General features: G+C 69.4%; 17 protein-coding genes, 1 tRNA gene and 1 other RNA gene. 7 read left to right on the forward strand and 12 right to left on the reverse strand.

The window, feature by feature from the left end; genetic code table 11:
• Nucleotides 1-520: 520 nt before the first annotated feature.
• A complete protein-coding gene (locus DKM19_RS46265; protein WP_110704950.1) occupies nucleotides 521-1,489 on the reverse strand; it encodes an LLM class F420-dependent oxidoreductase in 969 nt (322 codons plus the stop codon).
• A gap of 260 nt (nucleotides 1,490-1,749) precedes the next feature.
• Here DKM19_RS46265 and DKM19_RS46270 point away from each other — a divergent pair, with 260 nt between their 5' ends.
• Nucleotides 1,750-3,297 carry a hypothetical protein gene (locus DKM19_RS46270; protein ID WP_162642287.1) on the forward strand — a complete coding sequence of 516 codons (1,548 nt, stop codon included), beginning with the start codon at nucleotides 1,750-1,752 and terminating at the stop codon, nucleotides 3,295-3,297.
• 240 nt (nucleotides 3,298-3,537) lie between these two features.
• On the opposite strand, the gene DKM19_RS46275 is transcribed toward DKM19_RS46270, so the two are convergent.
• Both DKM19_RS46275 and DKM19_RS46280 read right to left on the reverse strand, forming a co-directional pair.
• On the reverse strand, nucleotides 3,538-4,305 hold the full coding sequence (locus tag DKM19_RS46275) for a DUF4239 domain-containing protein (protein ID WP_110704952.1): 768 nt from the start codon (nucleotides 4,303-4,305) through the stop codon (nucleotides 3,538-3,540).
• Nucleotides 4,306-4,410: 105 nt separating this feature from the next.
• Complete coding sequence (locus tag DKM19_RS46280) at nucleotides 4,411-5,106, reverse strand: TetR family transcriptional regulator (RefSeq protein ID WP_204358535.1); 696 nt, start codon at nucleotides 5,104-5,106, stop codon at nucleotides 4,411-4,413.
• A gap of 196 nt (nucleotides 5,107-5,302) precedes the next feature.
• Between DKM19_RS46280 and DKM19_RS51415 the strand changes: the two genes are divergently transcribed.
• Nucleotides 5,303-6,304, forward strand: a complete 1,002-nt coding sequence (locus DKM19_RS51415; protein WP_204358536.1) for a hypothetical protein — start codon at nucleotides 5,303-5,305, stop codon at nucleotides 6,302-6,304.
• Between the two features lie 241 nt (nucleotides 6,305-6,545).
• On the opposite strand, the gene DKM19_RS46290 is transcribed toward DKM19_RS51415, so the two are convergent.
• The 5 genes from DKM19_RS46290 to DKM19_RS46310 all read right to left on the reverse strand — a co-directional run bounded on the left by DKM19_RS46290 (nucleotide 6,546) and on the right by DKM19_RS46310 (nucleotide 10,454).
• The gene (locus tag DKM19_RS46290; RefSeq protein WP_110704954.1) at nucleotides 6,546-7,613 is read right to left on the reverse strand and encodes an aspartate-semialdehyde dehydrogenase; all 1,068 of its coding nucleotides are present in this window, start codon (nucleotides 7,611-7,613) and stop codon (nucleotides 6,546-6,548) included.
• Entirely contained in the window at nucleotides 7,610-8,884 is a 1,275-nt protein-coding gene (locus tag DKM19_RS46295; protein WP_110704955.1) for an aspartate kinase, read from the reverse strand. The genes DKM19_RS46290 and DKM19_RS46295 overlap by 4 nt, the downstream gene beginning before the upstream one ends.
• A 91-nt stretch (nucleotides 8,885-8,975) precedes the next feature.
• Nucleotides 8,976-9,506, reverse strand: coding sequence for a DUF5063 domain-containing protein (locus DKM19_RS46300; protein WP_089209082.1), 531 nt, complete (start codon nucleotides 9,504-9,506; stop codon nucleotides 8,976-8,978).
• Nucleotides 9,499-10,098, reverse strand: a complete 600-nt coding sequence (recR, locus tag DKM19_RS46305) for a recombination mediator RecR (protein ID WP_110704956.1) — start codon at nucleotides 10,096-10,098, stop codon at nucleotides 9,499-9,501. Before recR ends, DKM19_RS46300 begins: the two co-directional genes overlap by 8 nt.
• Nucleotides 10,099-10,100: 2 nt before the next feature.
• Nucleotides 10,101-10,454 (reverse strand): YbaB/EbfC family nucleoid-associated protein, encoded by a 354-nt coding sequence (locus DKM19_RS46310; protein WP_089209133.1) that lies wholly within the window; start codon nucleotides 10,452-10,454, stop codon nucleotides 10,101-10,103.
• Between the two features lie 350 nt (nucleotides 10,455-10,804).
• On the opposite strand from DKM19_RS46310, the gene DKM19_RS46315 reads away from it, so the two are divergent.
• Nucleotides 10,805-12,271, forward strand: coding sequence for a GAF domain-containing protein (locus DKM19_RS46315; protein WP_162642288.1), 1,467 nt, complete (start codon nucleotides 10,805-10,807; stop codon nucleotides 12,269-12,271).
• 393 nt (nucleotides 12,272-12,664) lie between these two features.
• Here the strand turns inward: DKM19_RS46315 and DKM19_RS46320 are convergent, their stop codons facing one another.
• Together DKM19_RS46320 and ffs are read right to left on the reverse strand one after the other, a co-directional pair.
• Nucleotides 12,665-14,893 (reverse strand): DNA polymerase III subunit gamma and tau, encoded by a 2,229-nt coding sequence (locus tag DKM19_RS46320; protein WP_110704958.1) that lies wholly within the window; start codon nucleotides 14,891-14,893, stop codon nucleotides 12,665-12,667.
• Nucleotides 14,894-14,922: 29 nt separating this feature from the next.
• An RNA gene (gene ffs / locus DKM19_RS46325) (signal recognition particle sRNA small type) lies at nucleotides 14,923-15,018 on the reverse strand.
• Nucleotides 15,019-15,133: 115 nt separating this feature from the next.
• Between ffs and DKM19_RS46330 the strand changes: the two genes are divergently transcribed.
• A tRNA-Ser gene (locus DKM19_RS46330) sits at nucleotides 15,134-15,222 on the forward strand.
• 178 nt (nucleotides 15,223-15,400) lie between these two features.
• On the opposite strand, the gene DKM19_RS46335 is transcribed toward DKM19_RS46330, so the two are convergent.
• On the reverse strand, nucleotides 15,401-16,090 hold the full coding sequence (locus DKM19_RS46335) for a helix-turn-helix domain-containing protein (RefSeq protein ID WP_110704959.1): 690 nt from the start codon (nucleotides 16,088-16,090) through the stop codon (nucleotides 15,401-15,403).
• Between the two features lie 205 nt (nucleotides 16,091-16,295).
• On the opposite strand from DKM19_RS46335, the gene DKM19_RS46340 reads away from it, so the two are divergent.
• Genes DKM19_RS46340 through DKM19_RS46350 form a run of 3 tightly spaced genes read left to right on the forward strand, consistent with a single transcriptional unit; the run spans nucleotide 16,296 to nucleotide 19,027 of the window.
• A complete protein-coding gene (locus DKM19_RS46340) occupies nucleotides 16,296-17,273 on the forward strand; it encodes a hypothetical protein (RefSeq protein WP_204358537.1) in 978 nt (325 codons plus the stop codon).
• A gap of 42 nt (nucleotides 17,274-17,315) precedes the next feature.
• Entirely contained in the window at nucleotides 17,316-18,254 is a 939-nt protein-coding gene (locus DKM19_RS46345; RefSeq protein WP_110704960.1) for an ATP-binding cassette domain-containing protein, read from the forward strand.
• The gene (locus DKM19_RS46350; protein WP_110704961.1) at nucleotides 18,251-19,027 is read left to right on the forward strand and encodes an ABC transporter permease; all 777 of its coding nucleotides are present in this window, start codon (nucleotides 18,251-18,253) and stop codon (nucleotides 19,025-19,027) included. The genes DKM19_RS46345 and DKM19_RS46350 overlap by 4 nt, the downstream gene beginning before the upstream one ends.
• 283 nt (nucleotides 19,028-19,310) lie before the next feature.
• On the opposite strand, the gene DKM19_RS46355 is transcribed toward DKM19_RS46350, so the two are convergent.
• On the reverse strand, nucleotides 19,311-22,631 hold the full coding sequence (locus tag DKM19_RS46355) for a BTAD domain-containing putative transcriptional regulator (protein WP_204358538.1): 3,321 nt from the start codon (nucleotides 22,629-22,631) through the stop codon (nucleotides 19,311-19,313).
• Between the last annotated feature and the right edge of the window lie 107 nt (nucleotides 22,632-22,738).

Raw genomic sequence — 22,738 nt, forward strand, 5'->3', positions numbered from 1 at the left:
TAACGCGTGATTTTCGTCCCGGGTTCCCTCGGGTCATCAGCGCGTGCAGAAGAGCTGCCCCGTCTCGTCCCGGAGGAGCCGCTCCGGCGAGCGGATCCCCACGTGGGCGCGTCCGGGGCCTCGGAAAGCCCGTCCACACTTACTCCCGGGCCAGAGACTCGTCCGCCCTCACCGACCGGGAGCCCGTCCACACCCACCCGGCGCCGGAGACCGGTCCGCAACTCTCGGGACGTCCAGGTCTCTCGGGACAGAGGCCGGTCCGCACTCGCTCCCGGTCCGAGCCGGATCGCATTCACTCCCGGAACAGAGCCCCGCCCGCATTCACTCCCGGGCCGGAGGCCGGTCCGCACTCGCTCCCGGTCCGAGCCGGATCGCATTCACTCCCGGAACAGAGCCCCGCCCGCATTCACTCCCGGGCCGGAGGCCGGTCCGCACTCGCTCCCGGTCCGAGCCGGATCACATTCACTCCCGGAACAGAGCCCCGCCCGCATTCACTCCCGGGCCGGAGACCTGTCCATGCTCACTCCCGGTTCGGGGCCAGATCGCGTACGGCCTGCGCGATCGGGACCTCACCGCCGGGGATCGGGGCGAGGACGGGAGTGTCCAGCCCGTTGTCCACATACTGCTGGATCCTGGCCCGGCACGTCGCCGCGTCGCCGTGCACGATGAGATCGTCCACGACCTCGTCGGGAATGGCCTTGAGCGCCGCCTGCCGGTCGCCGGCCGCCCACGCCTCGTGCATCGGCCGCAGCACCTCACCACGTCCCAGCCAGTCGTGGAAGGCCGCGTAGACCGGAACGGTCAGGTAACTGGCGAGCATCCACCGGCCGAGCTCACGCACCTTCTCCGTATCGGTGCTGACGCACACGAACAGCCGGGCGATCAGCTCGGTGTCGGACCCGATCTCGGCCCTGACCTTGGGCACGTCCTGCGGCGAGAGCCAGTTGGTGATCGCACCGTCGGCCTCCTCCGCGGCCAGGCGCAACATGCGGGGGCGCAGCGCGGCCAGGACGATCTTCGGCGAGACCTTGGGGGCGCGCTCCAGCTTGAAGCCCTTGATCTCGAAGGTCTCGTACTTCTCGGTGACCTTCTCCCCGGCGAGTGCCTTCTTCAGGAAGCGCAGCGTGTCTCTGGTCCTGGCGAACGGCTTGACGAACTCACCGGCGTTCCAGCGCTCGACGATGGCCGGGGAGGAGGCTCCGATGCCCAGCACGAACCTTCCGGGGGCGAGGTCGGCGAGCGTGGCGGCGGACATGGCCAGCAGGCCGGGCCCCCGGGTGGAGACCGGGACGATCGCGCTGCCGAGCCGTACTCCCGGAGCCCATTCGGCGGCCATCGCCAGAGGCACGAAGCCGTCGACGCCGTTGACCTCCGCGGACCAGGCGTCGGTGTAGCCGAGCCCGGGGAGCTCAGCGATCAGATCCCTGGAATCGGCCAGTGAACGGTCGTAAAAGGGGATCGTCATTCCCCAGCGTGCGCCCGTAGCCATCGTGTCGCCTCCGTGTCCGTGGTCGCCGCTCCGTCGATGTCCTTTAGAACGATGTTCTGATGTAGCTTGCCGCACCCGCACGGGAGCATCAACGGGTCGGCCGTACCAACCGGACGGTATGTTACCGGATAAGGATCTACGCTACCCGTCCACTTACACCTTCATCACTGTGCGTTAGGTGTTAGAACCTTTACGTGATGATTAATCGGCGGAGGAAACAACGACGGGGGCTACTGGGTGCGGCGGTCCTGGCAAGCTGTATGACGGCATCCGTGCTGGCCGGAGCGGTCGGCATCGCGAGATCCACGTACGACCGGCCGGACGCCCGCGGCGACTGCCCCGAGGCCGAGAGGGGCGCGGGCGCCTCGCCCGACGGTCTCTCCCGAGCGGAGTGCGCGAGTGCGGCCAAGCTCCACACCGAAGAACGCGTGCTGCACCCCCGGGCCATGCGGGCCGACGGGAAGCCGCTCGCCGGGACGCACCCGGACTCGGGGCAGTCTCCTCCTGAAAGCGGGCCGTCCGGAGGGTCCCGGCTACTGAAGCCGGCGGGCCGGTCGGGTTCGCCTTCCCATGACCGCTCCCCCTCCCACAGGATCACGTCGTCCTCCTCCGGCGACGCGCTTCCGGTCAAGCCCGGCTCTCGCTCCTCCCGCGATGCGCTTCCGTCCAACGGCAGGGCCGCCTTCTCCGGCGATGCGCTTCCGGCCAAGGCCGGCTCGCCCATTCCCGGCGACCTGCTTCCGGCCGGGGACGACTCGCCCTCCTCCGACGGCCTCCTCTCACTCCAGGTAGGGGAGAACAACCCACAGCCCTCTGACGATCTCCTCTCACTCCAGGTCGGAAAGAACAACCGGCCCTCCGACGGTCTCCTCTCGGTCCACGTCGGGAAAGACAACCCACCGTCCTCCGACGACCTCCTCTCACTCCGGGTCGGAAAGAACAGGCCACCCTCCGACGCCCCCCTCCCAGTCCAAGACAGCCCACCCCCCGACGACCTCCTCTCGGTCCGAGCCGGAAAGAACAACCCACCCTCCGACGGTCTCCTCTCGGTCCGGGTCGGGGAGAACAACCCAACGCCTTCCGACGGTCTCCTCTCGGTCCGGGTCGGAGAGAACAACCCAACGCCCCCCGACGACCTCCTCTCGGTCCAGGTCGGGGAGAACAGTCCACCGTCCTCCGATGACCTCCTCTCACTTCGGGTCGGAAGGAACGGACCACCCTCCGGCGGTCTCCTCCCTCTCGGGATCGGTCTCTGTCTGGATCTCTCCTTGCCCGGAGTCGCGGCACTGCACCTGGAGGCGCTGGCGCACTGCGCCCCGTTCGTGTCTCCGCCCCAGCCGCCCGTTCCGGCTCCGGCCCCGATCCCGGAGCCGTCTCTCCCGCAGCCCGCCGCGCCTCCACCGGCGACGCCTCCCGGACCGCCTCCTGGGCCGCCGGTGGCGCTGCCACCCGTACCCCCGCCCCCCGCGACCCAGCCCGTCCAGCCGCCCGCGACCCAGCCGGCCCAGCCCCCCGCGACCCAGGCCGTCCAACCACCCGTGGTCCAGCCCGTCCAACCGCCCCCGCCGGCCGTCCAGCGCCCCAGGGCGGCCGTCACACCGCCCCGCGTCCCGCAGCCTGAGCCGAAGCCGAAGCCCATGCCGGTCGTGCCGTCCAGCTCGCCTCCCGCCGTGAAAAGGCAGATGGTGCTCGACCGCTTCGCCGACCGGCGGCGAGGCACCGACCGCAGGCTGGTCCTTGTGGTGATGTTCACCGGCGTGATCTCGGTCAGCGCGGTCGCCGCGTTGAAGGGCAGGTTCCGCCGGTAGCGGCCCGCGTGAGAGGCCGCCGACGCACAACGAGAAAAGCCCGCCGGTAGAGGAGATCTCTACCGGCGGGCTTTCATCTGTCCGGGCACACCCGGCCACGGCTTTTCTCTGCCCGGGCACACCCGGCCACAGCCCCGAGCACGCACCTGGCCACGGCTGTGCCTGAGCACGCAGCCGGCCACAGCCCCGGGCACGTCCGGCCATGGCTGACCACGGCCCGGCGTGTTCGGGCGTGCCCGGCTACGGCTGCGACGGGAACTGACTGTCGATCTGGTCGTAATGCTGCTCCGCGGTCCTGAGCGCGTCAGGCTTGACCGCGCCGAGTCCGCTGAAAGGATGGCTGATCAGGATGATGAAACAGACGCCGATGACGACCACCGCCACCCGGACCAGGTCGGCGAACATCGACGCGGGCGTGGGCTTCACCCCGAGCGTCCAGGGCAGCGCGATCACCAACAGCCCGGAGAGGATCATCGAGATCACGAAGATGCTCTCCAGGCCCGCGCTCGCGTCGCTCGAACGGATGGTGCGCGCGTGGGAGACCTCGGAGGCCCGGGTGAGGGCGTCCTGCTGGAGGGTCTTGCTCTCCTCGCCGACCGGCCGGAGCCGGATCGTCGCGGAACGCAGGTCTTCGAGCGTCTTCGTGGCGACCGGCGACACCTCACCCCTGGCCATCAGCGGCCAGTCGAGATGGATGGTCTCCGCGGTGTACCGGCGGATCTGAGACCGGACCGGTGCCGCCTCGGGAATCGGGGCCACCGACCAGTACATCTCGGTGAGGGTCTCCGCCTCGGCCTTGACGTCTGTCTCGGTGACCGAGAGCCCGTCCCTGCAGAGCACCGCGGCGTAGGCCAGCACCAGCAGGTAGACGGCGAGGGCGAGGTTGGCGGAGAAGTCGACCGACGCCGATCCGCGATCCTCGCTCTCCCGCCCCCTCCGCCTGAGCACGAGAAACGCGATCAACATGATCGCGATGGACACCGCCACCAGCATGATTACCCAACCCATGAGACTCCCTTGAATTCGCCACCAAAGTAACTACTTAGAGTAATCAGTTCGATACACAAATTCTTGAAGTTCGTGGGGAAGTCATGGCCGAAACCTGGGGCGAGGTTATGACCGAAGTTCGTGGACTCCGGCGATGAAGTCCCGGGCGACCCCGCGCAGGCCCGGAAGATGGGAGAGCCCGACCAGCCGGTCCACCAGCGGCACCGTGAGTTCGATGAACCGGTAGGTCCGATGGCAGCCCTCCGAGGTGTCGTGCACCCAGAACAGGACGACCCCCAACGACATCAGCCAGAGCAGCTCGGGCAGCTCGGCCCTGAGATCGGCGTCCATGCGGTCCGTCGAGCCGTCCACGACCTTCTGGTAGATCGCGATCGACGAATCCCGGGCGGGCGACGACTCGGCGCTGAACGGGCTGAGCGGGTTGCTCGGCTCGGCAGCGTGCTTGAAGAACTTCACCGCGAACTCGTGGTACGGCTCGGAGACCCGTACCCACTCCCGCAGCACCCCGCCCAGCCGTGCGGCGAAGGAACGCTCGGTGGCCAGCAGCTCCTCACACGCGGCCTCGTGCTCGGCCTGCGCCCGGTCGTAGTACGCCTGGATGAGGGCTTCCTTGGAGGCGAAGTAGTAGTAGGCGTTGCCCACCGAGACACCGGCCTCGGCGGCGATGGCCCGCATGGTGGTGGCTTCGTATCCTCTCTCGCGAAAAAGCCGCAGGGCCGTCTCCACGATGACCTCACGGGTCCTGTCTGATCCCCGGCTTCCCGGGCTTGGTTCAGCCACCTTCGTCACTGTACGACTCACGGCCCCCTTAGGTCATCGAGCCGCACGATGATCGCCACCATGGGGCAAAATTCGGCCTCTGGTAGGGATCATCCGGGTTCTGGTGTGGGATTGATCCCCTTGCTGCTGGAAGGGCTCCCGCGACAAGGGATAAATAATGGGGACACGTCCCTGTAAACAGAGAGCCGCCTGGCTTACCGCCGGAGCGTTGCTGGCTGTGCAGATATCGTTCATCGCCTGGACCCCGGATGGCACCGCCGTGGCCGAGAGCAGGCTCCCGGCCGCCACCGTCATGATCACGAACCGGCCGGCAACGGTCCGCACCCTCGCGCTGCCCCGGCCCGCGGTCTCCCGGCCCTACGGCGTCAACGTCCCGAACGTCGCTCTCCGCCCCAGCCGGCAGGCATACCGGCGGGCGGCCGCGCTCCAGAGCCGGGTGATGGTCCAGGCCCGGCACCGGCTCCACAGCCGGTCCCAGAGCCAGGCCCGGTCCGAACCCCAGAGTCGATCCCAGACCCGGAGCCGGCCCGAAAGCCAGGCCCAGAGCCAGAACCAGCCCAAGAACCGGTCCCAGAGCCGGAAACAGAGCCGGAAACAGGCCAAGGACCTGCCCCGGAGCCGGCCCGAGGATCGGCCAGCGGGCCAGGCCCAGCCTCAGAGCCTCCCCAAGAGCCAACCCGCGGCTCAGCCCAAGGCCGCCGTTCCCCCTCAACCCAAGGCCGCCGTCCCACCTCAGCCCAAGGCGGCCGTTCCCCCGCAGCCCAAGGCGGCCGTCCCACCTCAGCCCAAGGCCGCCGTCCCGCCCCAGGTCCAGCAACGCCTGCCGGTACGGCTCCAGCACCTGCAGGCCACAGAACGGCTGAAGCAGGCCGGCCTGAACTGGACCTCCTCCGGGAAATGCTCCAACCGTCACGTGGGGCACTGCACCTCGCTGCAGGCCGTACGGGCCGCCACCGTGGACGAAGTGATCGCGCTGAAGCAACGTAGCCAGTGCCCGATCGTCATCACCGGCGGCACCGAGGTCGGCCACGCTCCCGGCCCCTACAGTCACCACGCGGGCTACAAGTTGGACATCAAGCCCAACAAATGCATCAACGACTACATCAAGCAGCTGCCCCCGCAGGGGGTGCGAGGCGACGGGGCCCGCCTCTACGGGGATCCGCTAGGGATTCTCTACGCGCGCGAGTCGAACCACTGGGACATCCTCTTCATGTCATGACCCCGTGGCCGAAGCCGAGGGCTCCTGGCGAACGCCTGCCGACGTCCGCACGGACCCCCTGTCGCAGCCCGATCGTCGCCGTGCCGATGCGGTGAGCCGTACAAGCGAGGGCTGTACAAGCGAGGGCTGTACGGCGGCACCGGCTTACGGCGAACGGGCGAAGCCCCCCGTACGGCGTGAGCGGGTGGGGGGCCGTACGGCGGCGCCAGTGCCGCCGTACGGCGAACAGGTGGGGGTGTGGTTACGCGAACTCGGCCGCGACCAGTTCGGCGATCTCAGCCGCGTTCAGGGCCGCGCCCTTGCGGAGGTTGTCCCCGCAGACGAACAGGTCGAGGGCGTTCGGGAAGTCGAGCGCCTGTCGGATCCGGCCCACGTAGGTCGGGTCGGTGCCGACGACGTCCGCCGGGGTGGGGAAAACACCGTTGGCCGGGTCGTCCATGACGACCACGGTCGGGGCGGCCTCCAGGATCCGGTGCGCGTCGGCGACGGTGATCTCGCGCTCGAAGGTCGCGTGCACGGCCAGCGAGTGGGTCGTGATCACCGGAACGCGGACGCAGGTCGCCGAGACCTTGAGGTCGTGGATCCCGAGGATCTTCCGGGACTCGTTGCGGAGCTTGAGCTCCTCGGAGGTCCAGCCGTCGTCCTTGAGCGAGCCCGCCCACGGCACGACGTTGAACGCCACGGGCGCCGGGAAGGGCGACTCCGCGTCGCCCAGCTTGTTCTGCAGCGCCTTACGCACGTCGCCGGCGGTCTGCCCGATCGTCCGGTCGCCCGCGAGGGCCTCGATCTCGTCATAGAGGCGGGCGGAACCGGCCACGCCCGAACCGGAGACCGCCTGGTAGGAGGCGACCACCAGCTCGCGCAGGCCGTACTGCTCGTGGAGCGCGCCCATCGCGGCCATCATCGACAGCGTGGTGCAGTTGGGGGTCGAGATGATGCCCAGCGGCCGCTCACGCGCGGCCTCGGGGTTGACCTCCGGCACGACGAGCGGGACCTCGGGGTTCATCCGGAAGGTGCCCGACTTGTCGATGACGACCGCGCCGCGCTCGGCGGCGATCGGCACCCACGTCGCGGAGACCTCGTCCGGCACATCGAAGATCGCGATGTCGACGCCGTCGAAGACCTCGGGGGTCAGCTCCTGGACGACCAGGTCCTCCCCGCGGACCTGCAGGATCTTGCCTGCCGACCGGGCGGACGCGACGAGCTTGATCTCGCCGTAGACATCCTCCCGGGTGGAGATGATGTCGCGCATCACGGTGCCGACGGCACCGGTCGCGCCGATCAGGGCAAGGGTTGGCTTGCGGCTCATCGCCCGGTACCTCCATAGATCACGGCTTCAACCTGGTCGGCGTCGAGGTCGAACGCGCGGTGGGCGGCGTTGACCGCCGTGTCCACCTCGTCCTGCCCCACGATCACCGAGATGCGGATCTCCGAGGTGGAGATCATCTCGATGTTCACCCCCGCGTCGGCGAGGGCGGCGAAGAACGTCGCGGTGACGCCGGGGTGCGAGCGCATGCCCGCGCCGATCAGCGACACCTTTCCGATCTGGTCGTCGAAGAGCAGCGACTCGAAACCGATGCGCTCCTGGATCCTCTTCAGTGCGGTGAGCGCCGTGGAACCGTCGGTCGTGGGCAGCGTGAAGGAGATGTCCGTCCGGCCGGTCGTCGCCGCCGACACGTTCTGCACGATCATGTCGATGTTGACCTCGGCGTCGGCCAGCGTTTTGAAGATCGTGGCAGCCTCGCCGACCTTGTCGGGCACCCCGACAACGGTGATCTTGGCCTCACTCCGGTCGTGTGCGACGCCGGAGATGATCGGCTGCTCCATCTCTATTCCTTCGCTGTCGGGGGCGAAAACGACCCACGTGCCTTCTTTGGTACTGAACGAGCTTCTGACATGGATCGGCAGGCCGAAGCGGCGAGCGTACTCGACGCAGCGCAGGTGCAGGATCTTCGCACCACAGGCCGCCATCTCCATCATCTCCTCGTAGGAGATCTTGGGGATCTGGCGTGCGGTCGGGACGATGCGGGGGTCCGCGGTGAAGATGCCGTCCACGTCGGTGTAGATCTCACACACGTCGGCGTTGAGAGCGGCGGCGAGCGCGACCGCGGTCGTGTCCGAACCGCCGCGGCCGAGCGTGGTGATGTCCTTGGTGTCCTGGGAGACGCCCTGGAACCCGGCCACGATCGCGATCTGGCCGCCGTCGAGGGCCTCGCGGATCCGGCCGGGCGTCACGTCGATGATGCGCGCGCGGCCGTGGGACGAGTCGGTGATCACACCGGCCTGGGAGCCGGTGAACGAGCGCGCCTCGTGGCCCAGGTTGGCGATCGCCATCGCCAGCAGCGCCATCGAGATGCGCTCACCGGAGGTGAGCAGCATGTCGAGCTCGCGACCCGGCGGCAGCGGCGAGACCTGCTGGGCCAGGTCCAGCAACTCGTCGGTGGTGTCGCCCATCGCAGAAACGATCACCACGACGTCGTTGCCGGCTTTTTTCGTCGCGACGATACGCTGGGCGACCCGCTTGATGCGGGAGGCGTCGGCGACGGACGAACCACCATATTTCTGAACAACGAGCGCCACGAGATGTCTCCGAAGCAATCTAGGGCTGTGGAGCTCACAGTCTACTGGCGGCCCAGGAGAGGCCCTATGGTTCGGCCCAGTATGTGGACGATCACACCGTTGTGCGCTCTTCCGCCACGTCAAGACGCGTGCGGGCGACAAGCGCCTGAAGTGCCCGCATTGCCGCTCCGGCGTGGTTGCCCCAGGTGTTGAAGTAGGAGTACTGCCACCACCAGAGAGCCTCCAGCGGACGGTCCGCCTTGTAGTGCCGGAGACCGTGCAGGAGGTCCGCGGTCACGGCGGTCAGGTCGTCCGACAGCCGGTACGGGGTGACCACGGTGTCCTTGTAGGGGGCGAAGACCTCCGCGTAGTCGTCCACGGGGCCGAGCCGCTCGGCGAGGGCCATGCGCAGGGCGTCGACATCCGGATCCGCGCTCAGGTGCGGCTCCCAGTTGCCCGACAGGATCACGTCCTGACTGGCACCGAGCTGCGCGCCCGCCAGACTGACCTGCGCGACCTCCACCAGCAGCAGCGGCAGGATGGCGTCGCCGCCCTCGCCGCCCGCCAGCCGGGTCAGGCCGTCGATGTAGTTCTCCGCATGCTCCGCGATCCGTTCTGCCAGAGCGCTCCACGCATCAGACATCCAGCAGCCTCCTTCCTTCGAAAGCGCGGCCCAAGGTGACCTCGTCGGCGTACTCGAGGTCACCGCCTACCGGCAGACCGCTGGCCAGTCGTGTGACTCTCAGTCCCATCGGCTTTACCAGACGGGCAAGATAGGTCGCCGTCGCCTCCCCCTCGAGGTTGGGGTCGGTGGCGAGGATGAGCTCGGTCACCTGGCCGTCGGCCAGGCGCGTCATCAGCTCACGGATGCGCAGGTCGTCGGGACCGACCCCGTCGATCGGGCTGATCGCCCCACCGAGCACGTGGTAACGGCCTCGGAACTCGCGGGTCTTCTCGACCGCCACGACGTCCTTCGGCTCCTCGACGACACAGATCACATGGGGATCGCGCCTGACATCACGGCAGATCCGGCACTCTTCCTCTGCCGCGACGTTTCCACAGACCCGGCAGAAGCGGACCTTGTCCTTGACCTCCAGCAGCGCGTGCGCGAGCCGTTTCACGTCGGCCGGCTCCGCGGCCAGGAGGTGAAACGCGATGCGCTGCGCGCTCTTGGGACCGACGCCGGGCAGCATCCCCAGCTCGTCGATCAGATTCTGGACGACCCCTTCGTACATGATCAGAACCCGGGCAGCTGGCCGAGCCCGCTCCCGCCGCCCAGCCCCTGTGCGAGTGGACCGAGCTTCTCCTGCTGGAGGTCGGCTGCCGCGCGCACGGCGTCTCGGATCGCGGCGATGACCAGGTCGGCGATGGTGTCCGCCGTTTCCTGGGGGTCGCCGGGTTCGACGGCCTCGCCACTGATCTTCAGCTCGAGCAGTTCGCCCCCGCCGTTGACCGTGGCCACGACCAGACCACCTCCCGCCGAGCCCTCGACCTCCGCGTCGTTCAGCTCCTGCTGGGCGCTCACAAGCTGCTGCTGCATGAGCTGTGCCTGCTCCAGCAGCTGCTGCAGGTTGACATCCCCTGGGTTCACCGTCGTGTGCTCCTCGTCCGTGACGTCAGTCGTCACGAGCCTACGGGGTTCTTGCCAGGTCGTGTACTGGCGGCACCACGTGTTCCCCACATAAGGGGACCAAACCTTCAGTCGGGCCCCGGCCCCCCTCCAGACGTCCGGGACCCGACAGCACACGCGCCGGAACGGCCGTACACGGCGGCGTGTGATCAGAAGGTAACCGAACGCAGGTTGCACACACGTTGCGACCGTTCACTCACCCTTCGCACACCCTCTTTCGCCGAATGGGTTGCGTGGGGAGGTCCTTACCACCGATGCTTCGGCCATCAGTCCGATTCCAGAGGGGAGGGGGGTATGTGCGCGACAGCCATATGAGCGCTGTCCCCGTTTCCGAGCTGGACGCCTACTCGGTACGGCTGCGCCGCATGCACGAGGCCGTGACCGGTGGAGAGCGATCGGTGGACGAGGCGCCCAGAAATGTGATCTCCGCGTCGTGGCGGCGTTCTCTGGACGCCGGGATCGACCCCGAGACGAGCTCGGCGCCGCTCGCCTTCGAAGGCGAGGACATCCGGGAGATCCGCTCGGCCCATCCTCTGAACGAGTTGCTGCCGCTCGTCACCGAGACGCTCCTGGAGGCCACCAAGGAGAGCGCGCACATCCTGATGGTCGCCGATGCCGAGGGCCGGGTGCTCTGGCGCGACGGCAACCACCAGATCATGGACCGCGCCGACGAGGTGGGTCTGGCCGACGGGTTCCACTGGGGCGAGAGCGCGATCGGGACCAACGGCATGGGAACCGCCCTCGAGACCCGGCGACCGGTCCACATCTTCGCCGCCGAGCACCTGGTCAAGGTTCTGCACCTCTGGTCCTGCTCCGCCGCGCCGATCGTCGATCCGGACAGCGGCGACGTGCTCGGCTGCATCGACGTCAGCGGCCCCATGCGCACCCTGCATCCTGCGACCGTCGCCCTCGTCGAGGCCACCGCGCGCCTGGCCGAGAGCCACCTCACCCTGCGCATGATCGAGCGCGACGAGCGGCTCCGCGGCCGCCACGACAAGCACCTGCGGGCACTGCACGGCGAACCGGGCGCCCTGGTCACCATGACCGGGCGGATCATCTCCGGCGACCACACGCGGCAGTGGGGCCACCGCATCCGCCTGCCGGAGACGGGCGACCGGGTGATCCTGCCCGGCGGGCAGGCCGCCCTGCTCGAACCGCTCGGCGACAGCTTCCTGCTCCGCCTCCCCGGCCGGGCGCACGGCGGCCCCGTGCTCACCCTGTCCTTCCTCGGCGCAGAGCGCCCCTCGGCTCATCTCGACGGGGTCCGCCTGTCGCTCTCCCTGCGCCACGCCGAGATCCTCGCCCTGCTGGCGCTCAACCCCCAGGGCATGACCGCCGACCAGCTCTCCTTCCACCTGTACGGCGACGCCGGCAACCCGGTGACCATCCGTGCCGAGATCCACCGCCTGCGCGCCCAGCTCGGGCCCACCGTCGCCGCCAAGCCGTACCGCCTGGTCTGCACGGTCGAGGCCGACTTCCTCGACCTCAGGCGGCTGCTCGCCACGGAGGAGATCGCCCCGGTCGGCCGCGGCTACGGCGGCCCTCTGCTCCCCCGCTCCGAGGCCCCCACGCTCCGCCGCATCCGCGAGGAGCTGGAAGGGCAGGTCCGGGCCCGGCTGCTCCTCCGGGGCGGCCCTGACGACCTGTGGGCCTACGCCGAGACCGAATACGGCAAGAACGACATCAACGTCCTGGAACGCCTCGTCACCATGCTGCCCCGCGAGGACCACCGCGCCGTGGCCGCGCGGATCCGCCTCACCGGCATCAACCTGCCGTAGGCGCCGCCGGTCGCCTGCCCGCTACCACCGGGAGCGGGAAACGGCCTGACCCCGCACCTGACGTCGCCGGAACCGGCCCTCAGGCGTGATCGACGCACCGGCGGAACGGGCCCTCAGAGGCGGTCGACGCATCGGCGGAACCGGCCCTCAGGTGTGATCGGCAGAACGGACTCTCAGAGGCGGTCGACGCACCGGCCGAACCGGCCCTCAGGTGTGATCGGCAGAACGGACTCCCAGAGGTGGTCGACGCATCGGCGAAGCGGCCCTCAGAGGTGATCGACGCACCGGCGGAACCGGCCCTCAGGTGTGATCGGCAGAACGGACTCCCAGAGGCGGTCGACGCATCGGCGAAACGGGCCTCAGAGGTGGCCGGCATACCGGCCGAACGAGCCCTCAGGCGTGGTCGATCTCGCCGATGACCTGGCCGCCGAGCTCCCGCTGGATGAGGGCCATGCCGGTGAGCCCGTTGACGTCGGCACCCGCATCGTGCAGCCGGTCGACCTCGTCGGCCTCGGCGACGCCCTTGCGGCCGGGCACCGCGTCCGGCCAGGCCGGCTTGTTACCGGCCGGCTTGTTGTTGCCGGCCGCCTTGCTGCCCGTCGCCCTCGGGCCCGCCTGGGCCGCGGCCTTGGCTGCCGAGCGGGCGGCGGCCAGGCCGGGATTCGGGGAGGGGGGCGAGCCATGGTCCTCCGGCAGCGGCTCGTCCGGCCAGGACTCGTCCGTGGCGGGCGGAGCCTGCCGCATCGGGGCGGCGGGAACGGACGGGACGACCTGAGCGGACGGAGCCGCCGATGCCGATGCCGGTGATCCGGGGTCCTGCCGGGGAGCGGGTTCCTGACTCGCGGGAGCGGGCGCGGGCGGGCGAGGGGTCTGCTGTGGAGCCGGGTTGTGCGGGGGCGCGGCCGGAGGACGGCCTCCACCGGAGGGGACGGGCCCGCCGCCGACGACGGCCTCGACCTTCCAGGTGCCGCCCAGGACCTCCTGCAGCACCGACGCGACCACCGCGTCCTTGCCGCCGCCGATGAAGTTCTTCATCGCGCCGACCTGGGTGAAACCGAGGACGACGACCCTGCCCTCGACCCCCACGACCTGGGCGTTGGTGTTGACCTGCGCCCAGACGACGATGCTGCGCTGCTTGAGCGCGCTCAGCACCTGGGGCCATGCCTGCTGGACGGCGCCGGCCCCCGATCCGGAGGCCTGCGCGGGCACCGGTGCGCTGGAAGCCTGCGGTGCCTGTGCCTGTGCGGGTGCCTGCGGCGGGGAGGCGGGGGCACCGGGCTTGACCGCCACGGGCCAGTCGTCGCCCTGGGGGCTGGGGGCGGGCGCGGCGGAGGCGGGAGCCGTACCGGCGGCGGGCGGGGCGGCCGGGGTGGGCGGCGGAGCCTGGGGCGCGGGCGCCGCGTGGATCACCGGGGCGGGAGCGACTGCCGGGGCGGAATTGGCGTAGGTCACGGGAGCCGCCGCGACACCGCTTTTCTCCAGCCGCTCCAGCCGGGCGAGCAACGCCGCCTCCCCCTGTGCGGCTCCGGGAAGCAGGGTCCTGGCGCACATCAGCTCGAGCAGCAGCCGGGGCGAGGCCGCCCCGCGCATCTCGGTCAGACCGGCGTTGAAGATCTCCGCTGCGCGGGTCAGCTCGGCCGGGCCCATCGAGGCCGCCTGGCCCTGAAGCCGTTCTAGCTCGTCGGCGGGCCGGTCGAGCAGCCCGCTCTTGGCCGCCTCCGGCACGTTGGCCAGGATCACCAGGTCGCGGAAGCGCTCCAGCAGGTCCATCGCGAAGCGGCGGGGGTCATGGCCTCCGTCGATCACCCGGTTCACGGTGTGGAACACCTGCGCGCCGTCACGGCTCGCGAAGGCGGCGATCACGTCGTCGAGCAGGTCGCCGTCGGTGTAGCCCAGCAGCGAGACCGCACGCGCGTAGGTGATGCCCGCTTCGTCCGATCCGGCGAAAAGCTGGTCGAGGATCGACAGCGAGTCACGGGCCGAGCCCGCGCCCGCCCGGACCACCAGCGGCAGCGCGGCGGACTCGAATGCGATCTTCTCGGAGGTGAGGATCTCCTCCATGAGGGTGCGCAGCGCCGCGGGCGGGATCAGCCGGAACGGGTAGTGGTGGGTCCGGGACTTGATCGTCCCGATGACCTTCTCGGGCTCCGTGGTCGCGAAGACGAACTTCAGGTGCGGCGGAGGCTCCTCGACGAGTTTGAGCAGCGCGTTGAAACCCTCGCGGGTCACCATGTGCGCCTCGTCGATGATGTAGATCTTGAAGCGTGACGACACCGGTGCGAAGAAGGCTCGCTCACGCAGGTCGCGAGCATCGTCCACACCGCCGTGCGAGGCCGCGTCGATCTCGATGACGTCGAGGTGGCCGGGGCCGGTGGGGGCCAGCGCCACGCAGGAGTCGCACTCCCCGCACGGGTCGGGGGTCGGGCCCTTCTCACAGTTCAGTGAGCGGGCCAGGATCCGGGCGCTGGATGTCTTGCCACACCCTCGGGGCCCGCTGAAGAGGTAGGCGTGGTTGATCCGCCCGCTACGCAACGCCTGCCGCAGCGGCTCGGTGACGTGTTCCTGCCCTTTGACCTCGGCGAAGGTCCCGGGCCGGTACTTGCGGTAAAGCGCAAGACTCATGCGACGATCCCACCTGCGAGGGGTTGAAACGAAGAGACCCCTCGCACACCCGCCAGAGCCTGCTTATCCTTGCTGCCTTCCGGCCCTGGGGAGGTTCACAGGATGACGCCGCGCGAGGGGTCCTTCGTAAGTCTAGCCACAGATCAGAGTGATCGGGGCCGAGTCGGCCTCAGATCGGAATGATCGTGACCGAGAAAATTCATGGTCCACGCACTCCGGAAGTTAGGTAAGCTTCTCCACGGAGGATTCGCCTAGTTGGCCTAGGGCGCACGCTTGGAAAGCGTGTTGGGGGCAACCCCTCAGGAGTTCGAATCTCCTATCCTCCGCCACCTCAGAGGGGCCGGACCGCACACGCGGTCCGGCCCCTCTGGCGTTCGGGTCTCAGTCGACGAGTTGATCAAGCTCTCTGCGACGCACCTCACATCTGCTCGATCGGGAGTGGTCCGAACCACGAACGAGCCGATGATCATGTCTGGTCACGGCACCCGATGAAGCCGAACCGGCCGTTCACAGCCCTTGCTTGGCGTTGTGGGCCTCGCGCCACTGCTCGGCCGCCTGCAGCATCGCCTGGCCGACGTGGTCGAAGAAGTCTCCGACGTCTCGCAGCCGGCCCCCGGCGGGCGAGACGGTCCCGAGGGTTTCAGCCGCCCGGCGTGCGAAGTCGGCCAGCAGGGCGTTCTGGCGAGCGCCGGCCATCCAGGCGCGGAAGAGCGCGTCGGCGTCGATGATGTAGCGGTCGCGGCGTCTGCGCGGGTCGCGTTCGCGGCGGACCATCTCCTGCTGTTCGAGCTCGCCGATGGCCTTGGAGACGGAGGCCGGGCTGACCTGAAGGTGCCGGGTGAGTTCGGCGGCGGTAAGGCTGCCGCTGTCGGTGAGGTAGAGGCTGGCGAGCACGCGGGCGGTCATCCGCGACAGACCGGTACTGATCAAGATCTCGGTGAACTGCCCCTCCACGGCGTCGACCGCCTCGACGTCGCGTTCCCCCTGGGCGGGCTGGCTCCTCCTGGCGCGTTCCCGGGTTGCCTCGTGCGCCTGGTCGGCCCGGTAGCCCTCGGGTCCGCCGTTGCGGGCCACCTCGCGCGTGACGGTGGACAGCGGCCGGTCCAGGTGGGCGGCGATCTCGGTATAGGTGAGCCCTTCCGCCAGACCGTCGGCGATCTGCCGGCGGTCCTGGTGGGTCAGCCTGCCTCCGGGCATGGATGTGCCTTCCTGGTCGCGCCTGCACGGACGGGCAGTCTTGCATCCACCTCCATCTCATTGCAAGTTCACCACTTGCATTCATCCACACTCCATTGCAAGTATTTCATATTTGCCCACGCAACCAGCAGATTTATCGTTGACGAATATCTGAATGCAAGCTAGCTTTTCGCATATCGAAACGACAAGCTTGATCGGAGTTCCTGTGAAGTCCTGGCATCGTCCGCTGCTGATCTGCGCGGGCCTCATGTGCGCCCTGATGTTCGTCTGCCTTGCCGGTTTGCTGATCGACGACCGCACGCTGCTGGGTGAGTCGGTGTGGGTCAAACCGTTGAAGTTCGGCTTCGCCTTCGGCCTCTACGCCGGGACGCTCGCCTGGCTGCTGTCCAAACTGACGAGGGGCAGGCGGGTGGGCTGGTGGGTCGGCTGCGTGTTCGCCGTCGCCGCGACCGTCGAGGTCGGCGTCATCACCCTGCAGGCGGCCCGTGGCACCATCAGTCACTTCAACGCCGACCAGAGCGATCCCGTCACCCTGGCCCTGGTCCCGTTCCTCACCTACGGCGTGATGATCATTCTGATCGCGCAACTGATCATCGGGGTCATGGTGCTGATCCAGCGCACGGCCGGTCCCGCGCTCACCCGCGCGATCCGCGCCGGGCTGGGGCTGGCCACCGTGGGCATGCTCGTCCCGCTCTATTGGATGGTCACCGACATCCATCCCCGTACGGTCACCGACGCCAACGGCGCCCGGATCCCCATGTACCAGGGCCACGGCATCGGCGACCCCGACGGCCACGGCATGCCCCTCACCAACTGGAGCGTCACCGGCGGAGACTTCCGCGTCCCGCACTTCTTCGGCCTGCACGGCATCCAGGTGCTGCTCGTCCTCACCGCGGTCCTGGCCGCCCTGGCCACCCGGTACGCCTGGTTGCGGGACGAGCGAGTGCGCGCCCGTCTGGTGGGTGCCGCCGCCCTCGGCTACAGCGGCCTGGTCACCGTCGTGACCTGGCAGGCCGCACGCGGCCAGTCCCTGATCCACCCCGATGCGGCCACCCTCGCCGCCTTCGCCGCGACGGCGCTGGTCACCGCGCTCACCATCGCCTGGACGATCATCGCGGCCAGGCGAGCCGTACGGCAGGCCGCCGACGCGGGGCCCCGCCCGCTGATCGCCACCTCAGCCTGAAACGCCGCCCCGAGTCCACCCCCGACCTTCAAGGACCCGATCATGACCGACCCGGCGATCTTCGCCACCGGCCTGCGCAAGGTCTACAGCAAGCATCTCGTACTCGACGGCGTCGACCTGGACATCCCGGCCGGCACCATCTTCTCCCTCCTCGGCCCCAACGGCGCGGGCAAGACCACCGTGGTGAAGATCCTCTCCACGCTCATCTCCGCCGACGGCGGCGACGTCCGGGTGGCCGGCCACCACCTGACCAGGGAAGCCCAGGCCGTACGCGCCGCGATCGGCGTCACCGGCCAGTACTCCGCGGTGGACGGCCTGCTCACCGGTGAGGAGAACCTCCGCCTCATGGCCGACCTGCACCACCTGGGCCGATCCCGGGGCCGCGAGCGGGCGCGGGAACTGCTCGAGCAGTTCGACCTGGCCGAGGCCGCCGGCAAACCCGCCGCGAATTACTCCGGCGGCATGCGACGCCGCCTCGACCTCGCCATGACCCTCGTCGGCGCCCCCCGCATCATCTTCCTCGACGAGCCCACCACCGGCCTGGACCCGCGCAGCCGCAGCACCATGTGGCAGATCATCCGTGGCCTCGTCGCCGACCACGGCGTCACCATCTTCCTCACCACCCAGTACCTGGAAGAAGCCGACCGGCTCGCCGACCGGCTCGCCGTGCTCAACCACGGCAAGCTGGTCGCCCAAGGCACCGCGGAAGAGCTCAAACGCCTGGTCCCCGGCGGCCATGTCAGCCTGCGTTTCGCCGACCCACACGGCTTCGAGACGGCGTCTCAGGGGCTGCGCCCGATCTCCCGCGATGAGGAGACGCTCACCCTGCACGTCCCCAGCGACGGCGGCGTCAGATCGCTGCGAGCGCTGCTCGACTGGCTCGACGGCGTCTCCGTCACCGTCGACGAACTGGCCGTCCACACCCCCGACCTCGACGACGTCTTCCTCGCCCTCACCCAGGAAAGTGAACCCGCTCGATGAACGCGCTCCGCGACTCGGCCACGATGCTGCGCCGCAACCTGAGGCACATGCTCCGCTACCCCACTCTCACCCTCATGATCATCGGCATGCCGATCGTCTTCCTGCTGCTGTTCGTCTACGTCTTCGGCGGCACCCTCGGCGCGGGGCTCGGCCAGGCCGGTGGCCGCGCCGACTACCTCGCCTACGTCACCCCCGGCATCATCCTGATGACGGTCGCCTCGGCCGCCACCGCCACCGCGGTGACCGTCGCAACAGACATGACCGAGGGCATCGTCGCCCGCTTCCGGACCATGGCCATCACCCGCGCCTCCGTCCCGACCGGCCACGTGCTCGGCAGCATGATCCAGACCCTGCTCGGGGTCGCCGTCGTCGGCGGCGTCGCCGTACTTCTCGGATTCCGCTCGACCACCGGCCCCCTGCAGTGGCTCGCCGCGCTCGGCATCCTGACCCTGTTCGTCCTCGGCCTCACCTGGCTGTCGGCCGCGCTCGGCCTGCTCTCCCCCACCGTCGAGATCGCCAGCAACATTCCCATGCCGCTCATGTTCCTGCCGCTGTTCGGCAGCGGGTTCGTGCCCGCCGACTCCATGCCCGGCCCGCTGCGCTGGTTCGCCGAGCACCAGCCGTTCACCCCGCTCATCGAGACCCTGCGGTCCCTGCTGCTCGGCACCCCGATGGACGACAACGCGACCGTCGCCATCGCCTGGAGCGCCGGCATCGCCCTGGTCGGCTACCTGTGGGCCAGGAAGCTCTACAACCGCGACCCCGCCCGCTGAGTTCCGGCGAGCGTCCTGCTCGAACCGCAGGAGTCGAGTCTTCGCCCGTCTCGATCTCCGTCTCGGTTCAGCCCCGTACGCCGCCGTCCGCCTGGGTCCACGCACCTCGCCGAGGCCTGAGTCGCACCCCATGTGATCTCCGCTGAACGGAGATCGGCAGACTTGGAAAGCATGTCGGGGGCACCCCCTCGGGAGTTCGAATCTCCTGTCCTCCGCTTGCCGAACAGGCGAAATGCCGATCGCCTTGCGGAACGGAATCCTTGCCGGTGCGGGCAGCCGGGACTCAAGCGGCCCAGGTGCGCTTGGCAGAGCCACGGCGTAGAGCTTCGGCCAGCCAGTGCGGTGATTCCCAGCGCCGTGCCATCGAGGCCGCCATCGCGAAATGCTCGTCGGCCTCGGAGGATCGGCCCTGCAATTGGAAGAGCCTGCCGAGGGTCAGGGCGACCGGTTCGATGACGATTGTCGCGCCCGAGAGGCCCGCGAGCTGGTTGCGTACGGGGAGGAGGACGTCGATGACGGGTTGCGCCAAGTCTTTTCGCCCGAGCGCGACCAGAGCCCTGGCCCGGATGGCCAGCAGACCGGTCTGGAAGATGTCTTCGGGAGGGCAGGGATGGGTGCCGATCGGCACGGTGCGTGCCTCGTCGGTGCGGCCGGCATGCACGAGCACCAGCGCGAGCAGGTCGTCGAACATCGGCCCGTGCGACTCGCGGGCGAGGCGGGTCGCCTCGAGGTGCGACGCCAGGCCGCCCTGGCTGAGCAGGACGCTGCTGGTGCCCGCGAAATGGATGGAGTCGGCACCGATCGATCCCACTCGTCGCATCTGGGCGGAACAATCGTCGTAGAACCGCTTCGCCGCCGCGAAGTCTCCCCTGATGTGCGCCAGCGCGCCCTGGGATGCGAGGTTGATGGCCTGCGGTTCGGCCAGCTTGTAGGTGTCGGCGATGGTGCCTTGCCGCGCGATGCTGGCGCGCATCTCAGCGGGCTCGCCCAGTACGGCTGCGCTGTGACCTATCACCTGCTCGGCGTACCAGCGGTAGGCCACCAGGCCATGCTCCTCGGCGAGGAGGCGGAGCGACGTAGCGAGTTCGGCTCGCTCTCGGGCTTCCCGGTGGTGGCTCATCGTCCGCAGACGCGCCGTCTGGCCGAGCGCTTTCCACTCGGGGTCCGTGATGGTCACGGACAGAGCCAGTGCCTGGATGCCGGCCTCGACGCCGCGCGGATCCGGTTCGCCTTCCAGCTCGGCGGCCAGTACGGCGTTGAGCAGGAAGCGGTCGGCCGGTGCCAGGTCGTTGCGGCGCACCAGCATGGTGAGCAGGTCGACGATGCGATCGTCGACGAAGCGGTACGCCCGAGTCAGGCACGGCGTCGGCACCCGCCATGTGGCGAGTGCCGCGATCAGCAGGTCGTCACGCCCGGACTCGACGGCGGTGTCGACGGCCCGGACGAGACTCTCCCGGGCGGCGGACAGTGTGCCGGCGCGGACCTGCGCGCGCAGCAGGCGGCCGAGCACATCCACGCGCAACGCGTCCCGGTCGCCGGGCACCATGTCGACGGCGTCGAGCGCGTCGGTCAGCAGCCGGATCGCGGCGTCGTACGCATAGCGCCGCTCGGCGAGTTCCGCGGCCCGGACTGCGTGCTCGACGGCCAGTGACGCGGTGTCCGACGAGGCGGCGGCCCGATAGTGCCGGGCCAGCGCCGGATGATCGTCCGGCCGCAACCGCTCCGCTATTCGTGCGTGCATCCGAGCCCGCCGCAACAGTGGAACGTCGGTGTAGAAGGTGTCGTGGACCAGGCCATGCACGAATTGCACCCATCCTGGCCTGGGCTCGGTCAGCAACCCGGCGCCGAGACCGGTCTCCAGCGCATCCAGCACCGTCCCCTCGTCCGCGTCGGCCGCCCGGACCAGCGTTTCCACCTGGGCCTCCCTGCCGGCGACGGCGGCCAGGCGCAGCACGGCCACGGCTTCCTCCGGCAACCTCGCAAGCCGTGCGCGCAGCACATCCCGGACGCCTTCGGGCACTTCAGAGATCGCGACAGGGATACCCTCGGACGCCAGGAGACGAGCCAACTCCCGGACGAACAGGGGATTGCCCCCGGTTCGTCCCGCGAGGGTGGCGAGTGTCTCCGCATCGACCGGTGTCCGGGTGAACGCGCCGACCAGCCGTTGCACGTCCTCGACACTCAGCCCGTCGAGATGTACGCGAGTGGGCGAACGCCGGGCGAGGGCGGCCAGCGAGGCGGCCAGCCGCGGCGACTGCTCGGTGGGACGAAACGCGAGCACGAACAGCACGGTGGCGTCGATCTCGCTCATCGCGTTCAGCAGTCGCAGCGTTTCCGTGTCGCCGGCATGCAGATCGTCCAGCAAGATTGCGACGGGCCGGCGCGCTGACGCGGCAGCCAACCACTCGACGACAGCCTGGTGCAGCCGAAACCGTCCGTCCGTACCGTCGCGCGCGACACCGTCACGGGAGGTATCGGCCAGCAACGGCGCCAGCTCGGCCGCAAGTGACCCGGGCGATTCAGCGGCGGCGAGCTCGCGGAGCACCTCCACCCACGCCAGTGCGGGCGGCGCCCCCTCGACTTCGGGGCAGCGTCCGGCGGCGACCACCCATCCGCGGGTCTCCAGGTCGCGTCGCAGGTGGGTGAGCAGGGTGGTCTTTCCCGCTCCGGCGTCTCCGGTGACCAGGCTGAACCGGACGCCGTAGCGCGCCGCGTCCCGGGCCGTCCCTGCGAGGGTCGCGAGCTCCGCCTCCCGACCCACGAACGGTTCCGCCTCGCGGTCCACGGACGGCTCCGCTTCCTGCCGCACGGCCGCCACGTGTTGCTCGCCTGCCGGCGGTTCCTGTGGCGGTGCCGGAAGATCGTCGGGGCGTCGCGTGAGAATCGCGGACTCGAGAGCCACCAGCGCCGCCCCGGGGTCCAAGCCGAGCTCCTCGGCGAGCATCGTACGCGCGCGGCGCAACGCGGCCAGCGCATCTGCCTGCCGACCGGTGTGCCACAGGGCCAGGGCCAGCAGTCGCCACGGCTCCTCCCGCAACGGCGCCTCGCGGGTCAGCGCCTCCGCCTCGCCGACCGCCTCCACGGCTTCGCCCGTACGCAGGGAAACCGTGACCCGCAGCTCCCGGGCGGCCCATCGCAGGTCCTCCAGCCGGATCACCTCCGGCCGCGCCCACAGCTCGTCGCTGAACTCGGCAAACGCGGCGCCACGCCACAGTCCCAACCCGGAGACGAGCAGTTGCCGAGCCTGGTCCGGGTCGGTGCCGGCGACCGAGCGCGCCGCGGTGAACGCCTGCTCGAATCGCCAGGCGTCGACCACCGAGGACGGCAGCCGCAGCGCGTAGCCAGGTGCGGCGGAGACCAGCAGCTCGGTACGCATGCGAGACGGCCGGCCCGGCTCAAGGACGCGCCGCAGGTTGGAGACGTATGCCCTGAGCGACGCGATCGCGCGCGGAGGCGCCCCGCCGCTCCAGACATCCTCGATCAACCGGTCGACCGAGACTACGGAGCCGCGCGCGACGACGAGCCGGGCGAGCACCGCACGCTGGCGGGACCCGCCGAGATCGGCCTCATCGAGCCCGAGCGGTCCCAGAACCCGTAGCAACATAATCGGTAGACTAGTTGAGCTCCAAGTAGGCACCAAGGAACGCACCCCAGAGGAAGTTGATATCTCAACGACTTTGTGGTAAGCGCTGGTGCCGACTGGGTCGGTTG

The organism is Streptosporangium sp. 'caverna' (genome assembly GCF_003203775.1).
Taxonomy (GTDB): domain Bacteria; phylum Actinomycetota; class Actinomycetes; order Streptosporangiales; family Streptosporangiaceae; genus Streptosporangium; species Streptosporangium subroseum.

Excerpts from the sequence above, each read along its gene's own strand:
- DKM19_RS46265 (WP_110704950.1), bottom strand. The coding sequence starts at position 1,489 with ATGGCTACGGGCGCACGCTGGGGAATGACGATCCCCTTTTACGACCGT.
- DKM19_RS46270 (WP_162642287.1), top strand. The coding sequence starts at position 1,750 with ATGACGGCATCCGTGCTGGCCGGAGCGGTCGGCATCGCGAGATCCACG.
- DKM19_RS46275 (WP_110704952.1), bottom strand. The coding sequence starts at position 4,305 with ATGGGTTGGGTAATCATGCTGGTGGCGGTGTCCATCGCGATCATGTTG.
- DKM19_RS46290 (WP_110704954.1), bottom strand. The coding sequence starts at position 7,613 with ATGAGCCGCAAGCCAACCCTTGCCCTGATCGGCGCGACCGGTGCCGTC.
- DKM19_RS46300 (WP_089209082.1), bottom strand. The coding sequence starts at position 9,506 with ATGTCTGATGCGTGGAGCGCTCTGGCAGAACGGATCGCGGAGCATGCG.
- recR (WP_110704956.1), bottom strand. The coding sequence starts at position 10,098 with ATGTACGAAGGGGTCGTCCAGAATCTGATCGACGAGCTGGGGATGCTG.
- DKM19_RS46315 (WP_162642288.1), top strand. The coding sequence starts at position 10,805 with ATGAGCGCTGTCCCCGTTTCCGAGCTGGACGCCTACTCGGTACGGCTG.
- DKM19_RS46320 (WP_110704958.1), bottom strand. The coding sequence starts at position 14,893 with ATGAGTCTTGCGCTTTACCGCAAGTACCGGCCCGGGACCTTCGCCGAG.
- DKM19_RS46335 (WP_110704959.1), bottom strand. The coding sequence starts at position 16,090 with ATGCCCGGAGGCAGGCTGACCCACCAGGACCGCCGGCAGATCGCCGAC.
- DKM19_RS46345 (WP_110704960.1), top strand. The coding sequence starts at position 17,316 with ATGACCGACCCGGCGATCTTCGCCACCGGCCTGCGCAAGGTCTACAGC.
- DKM19_RS46350 (WP_110704961.1), top strand. The coding sequence starts at position 18,251 with ATGAACGCGCTCCGCGACTCGGCCACGATGCTGCGCCGCAACCTGAGG.
- DKM19_RS46355 (WP_204358538.1), bottom strand. The coding sequence starts at position 22,631 with ATGTTGCTACGGGTTCTGGGACCGCTCGGGCTCGATGAGGCCGATCTC.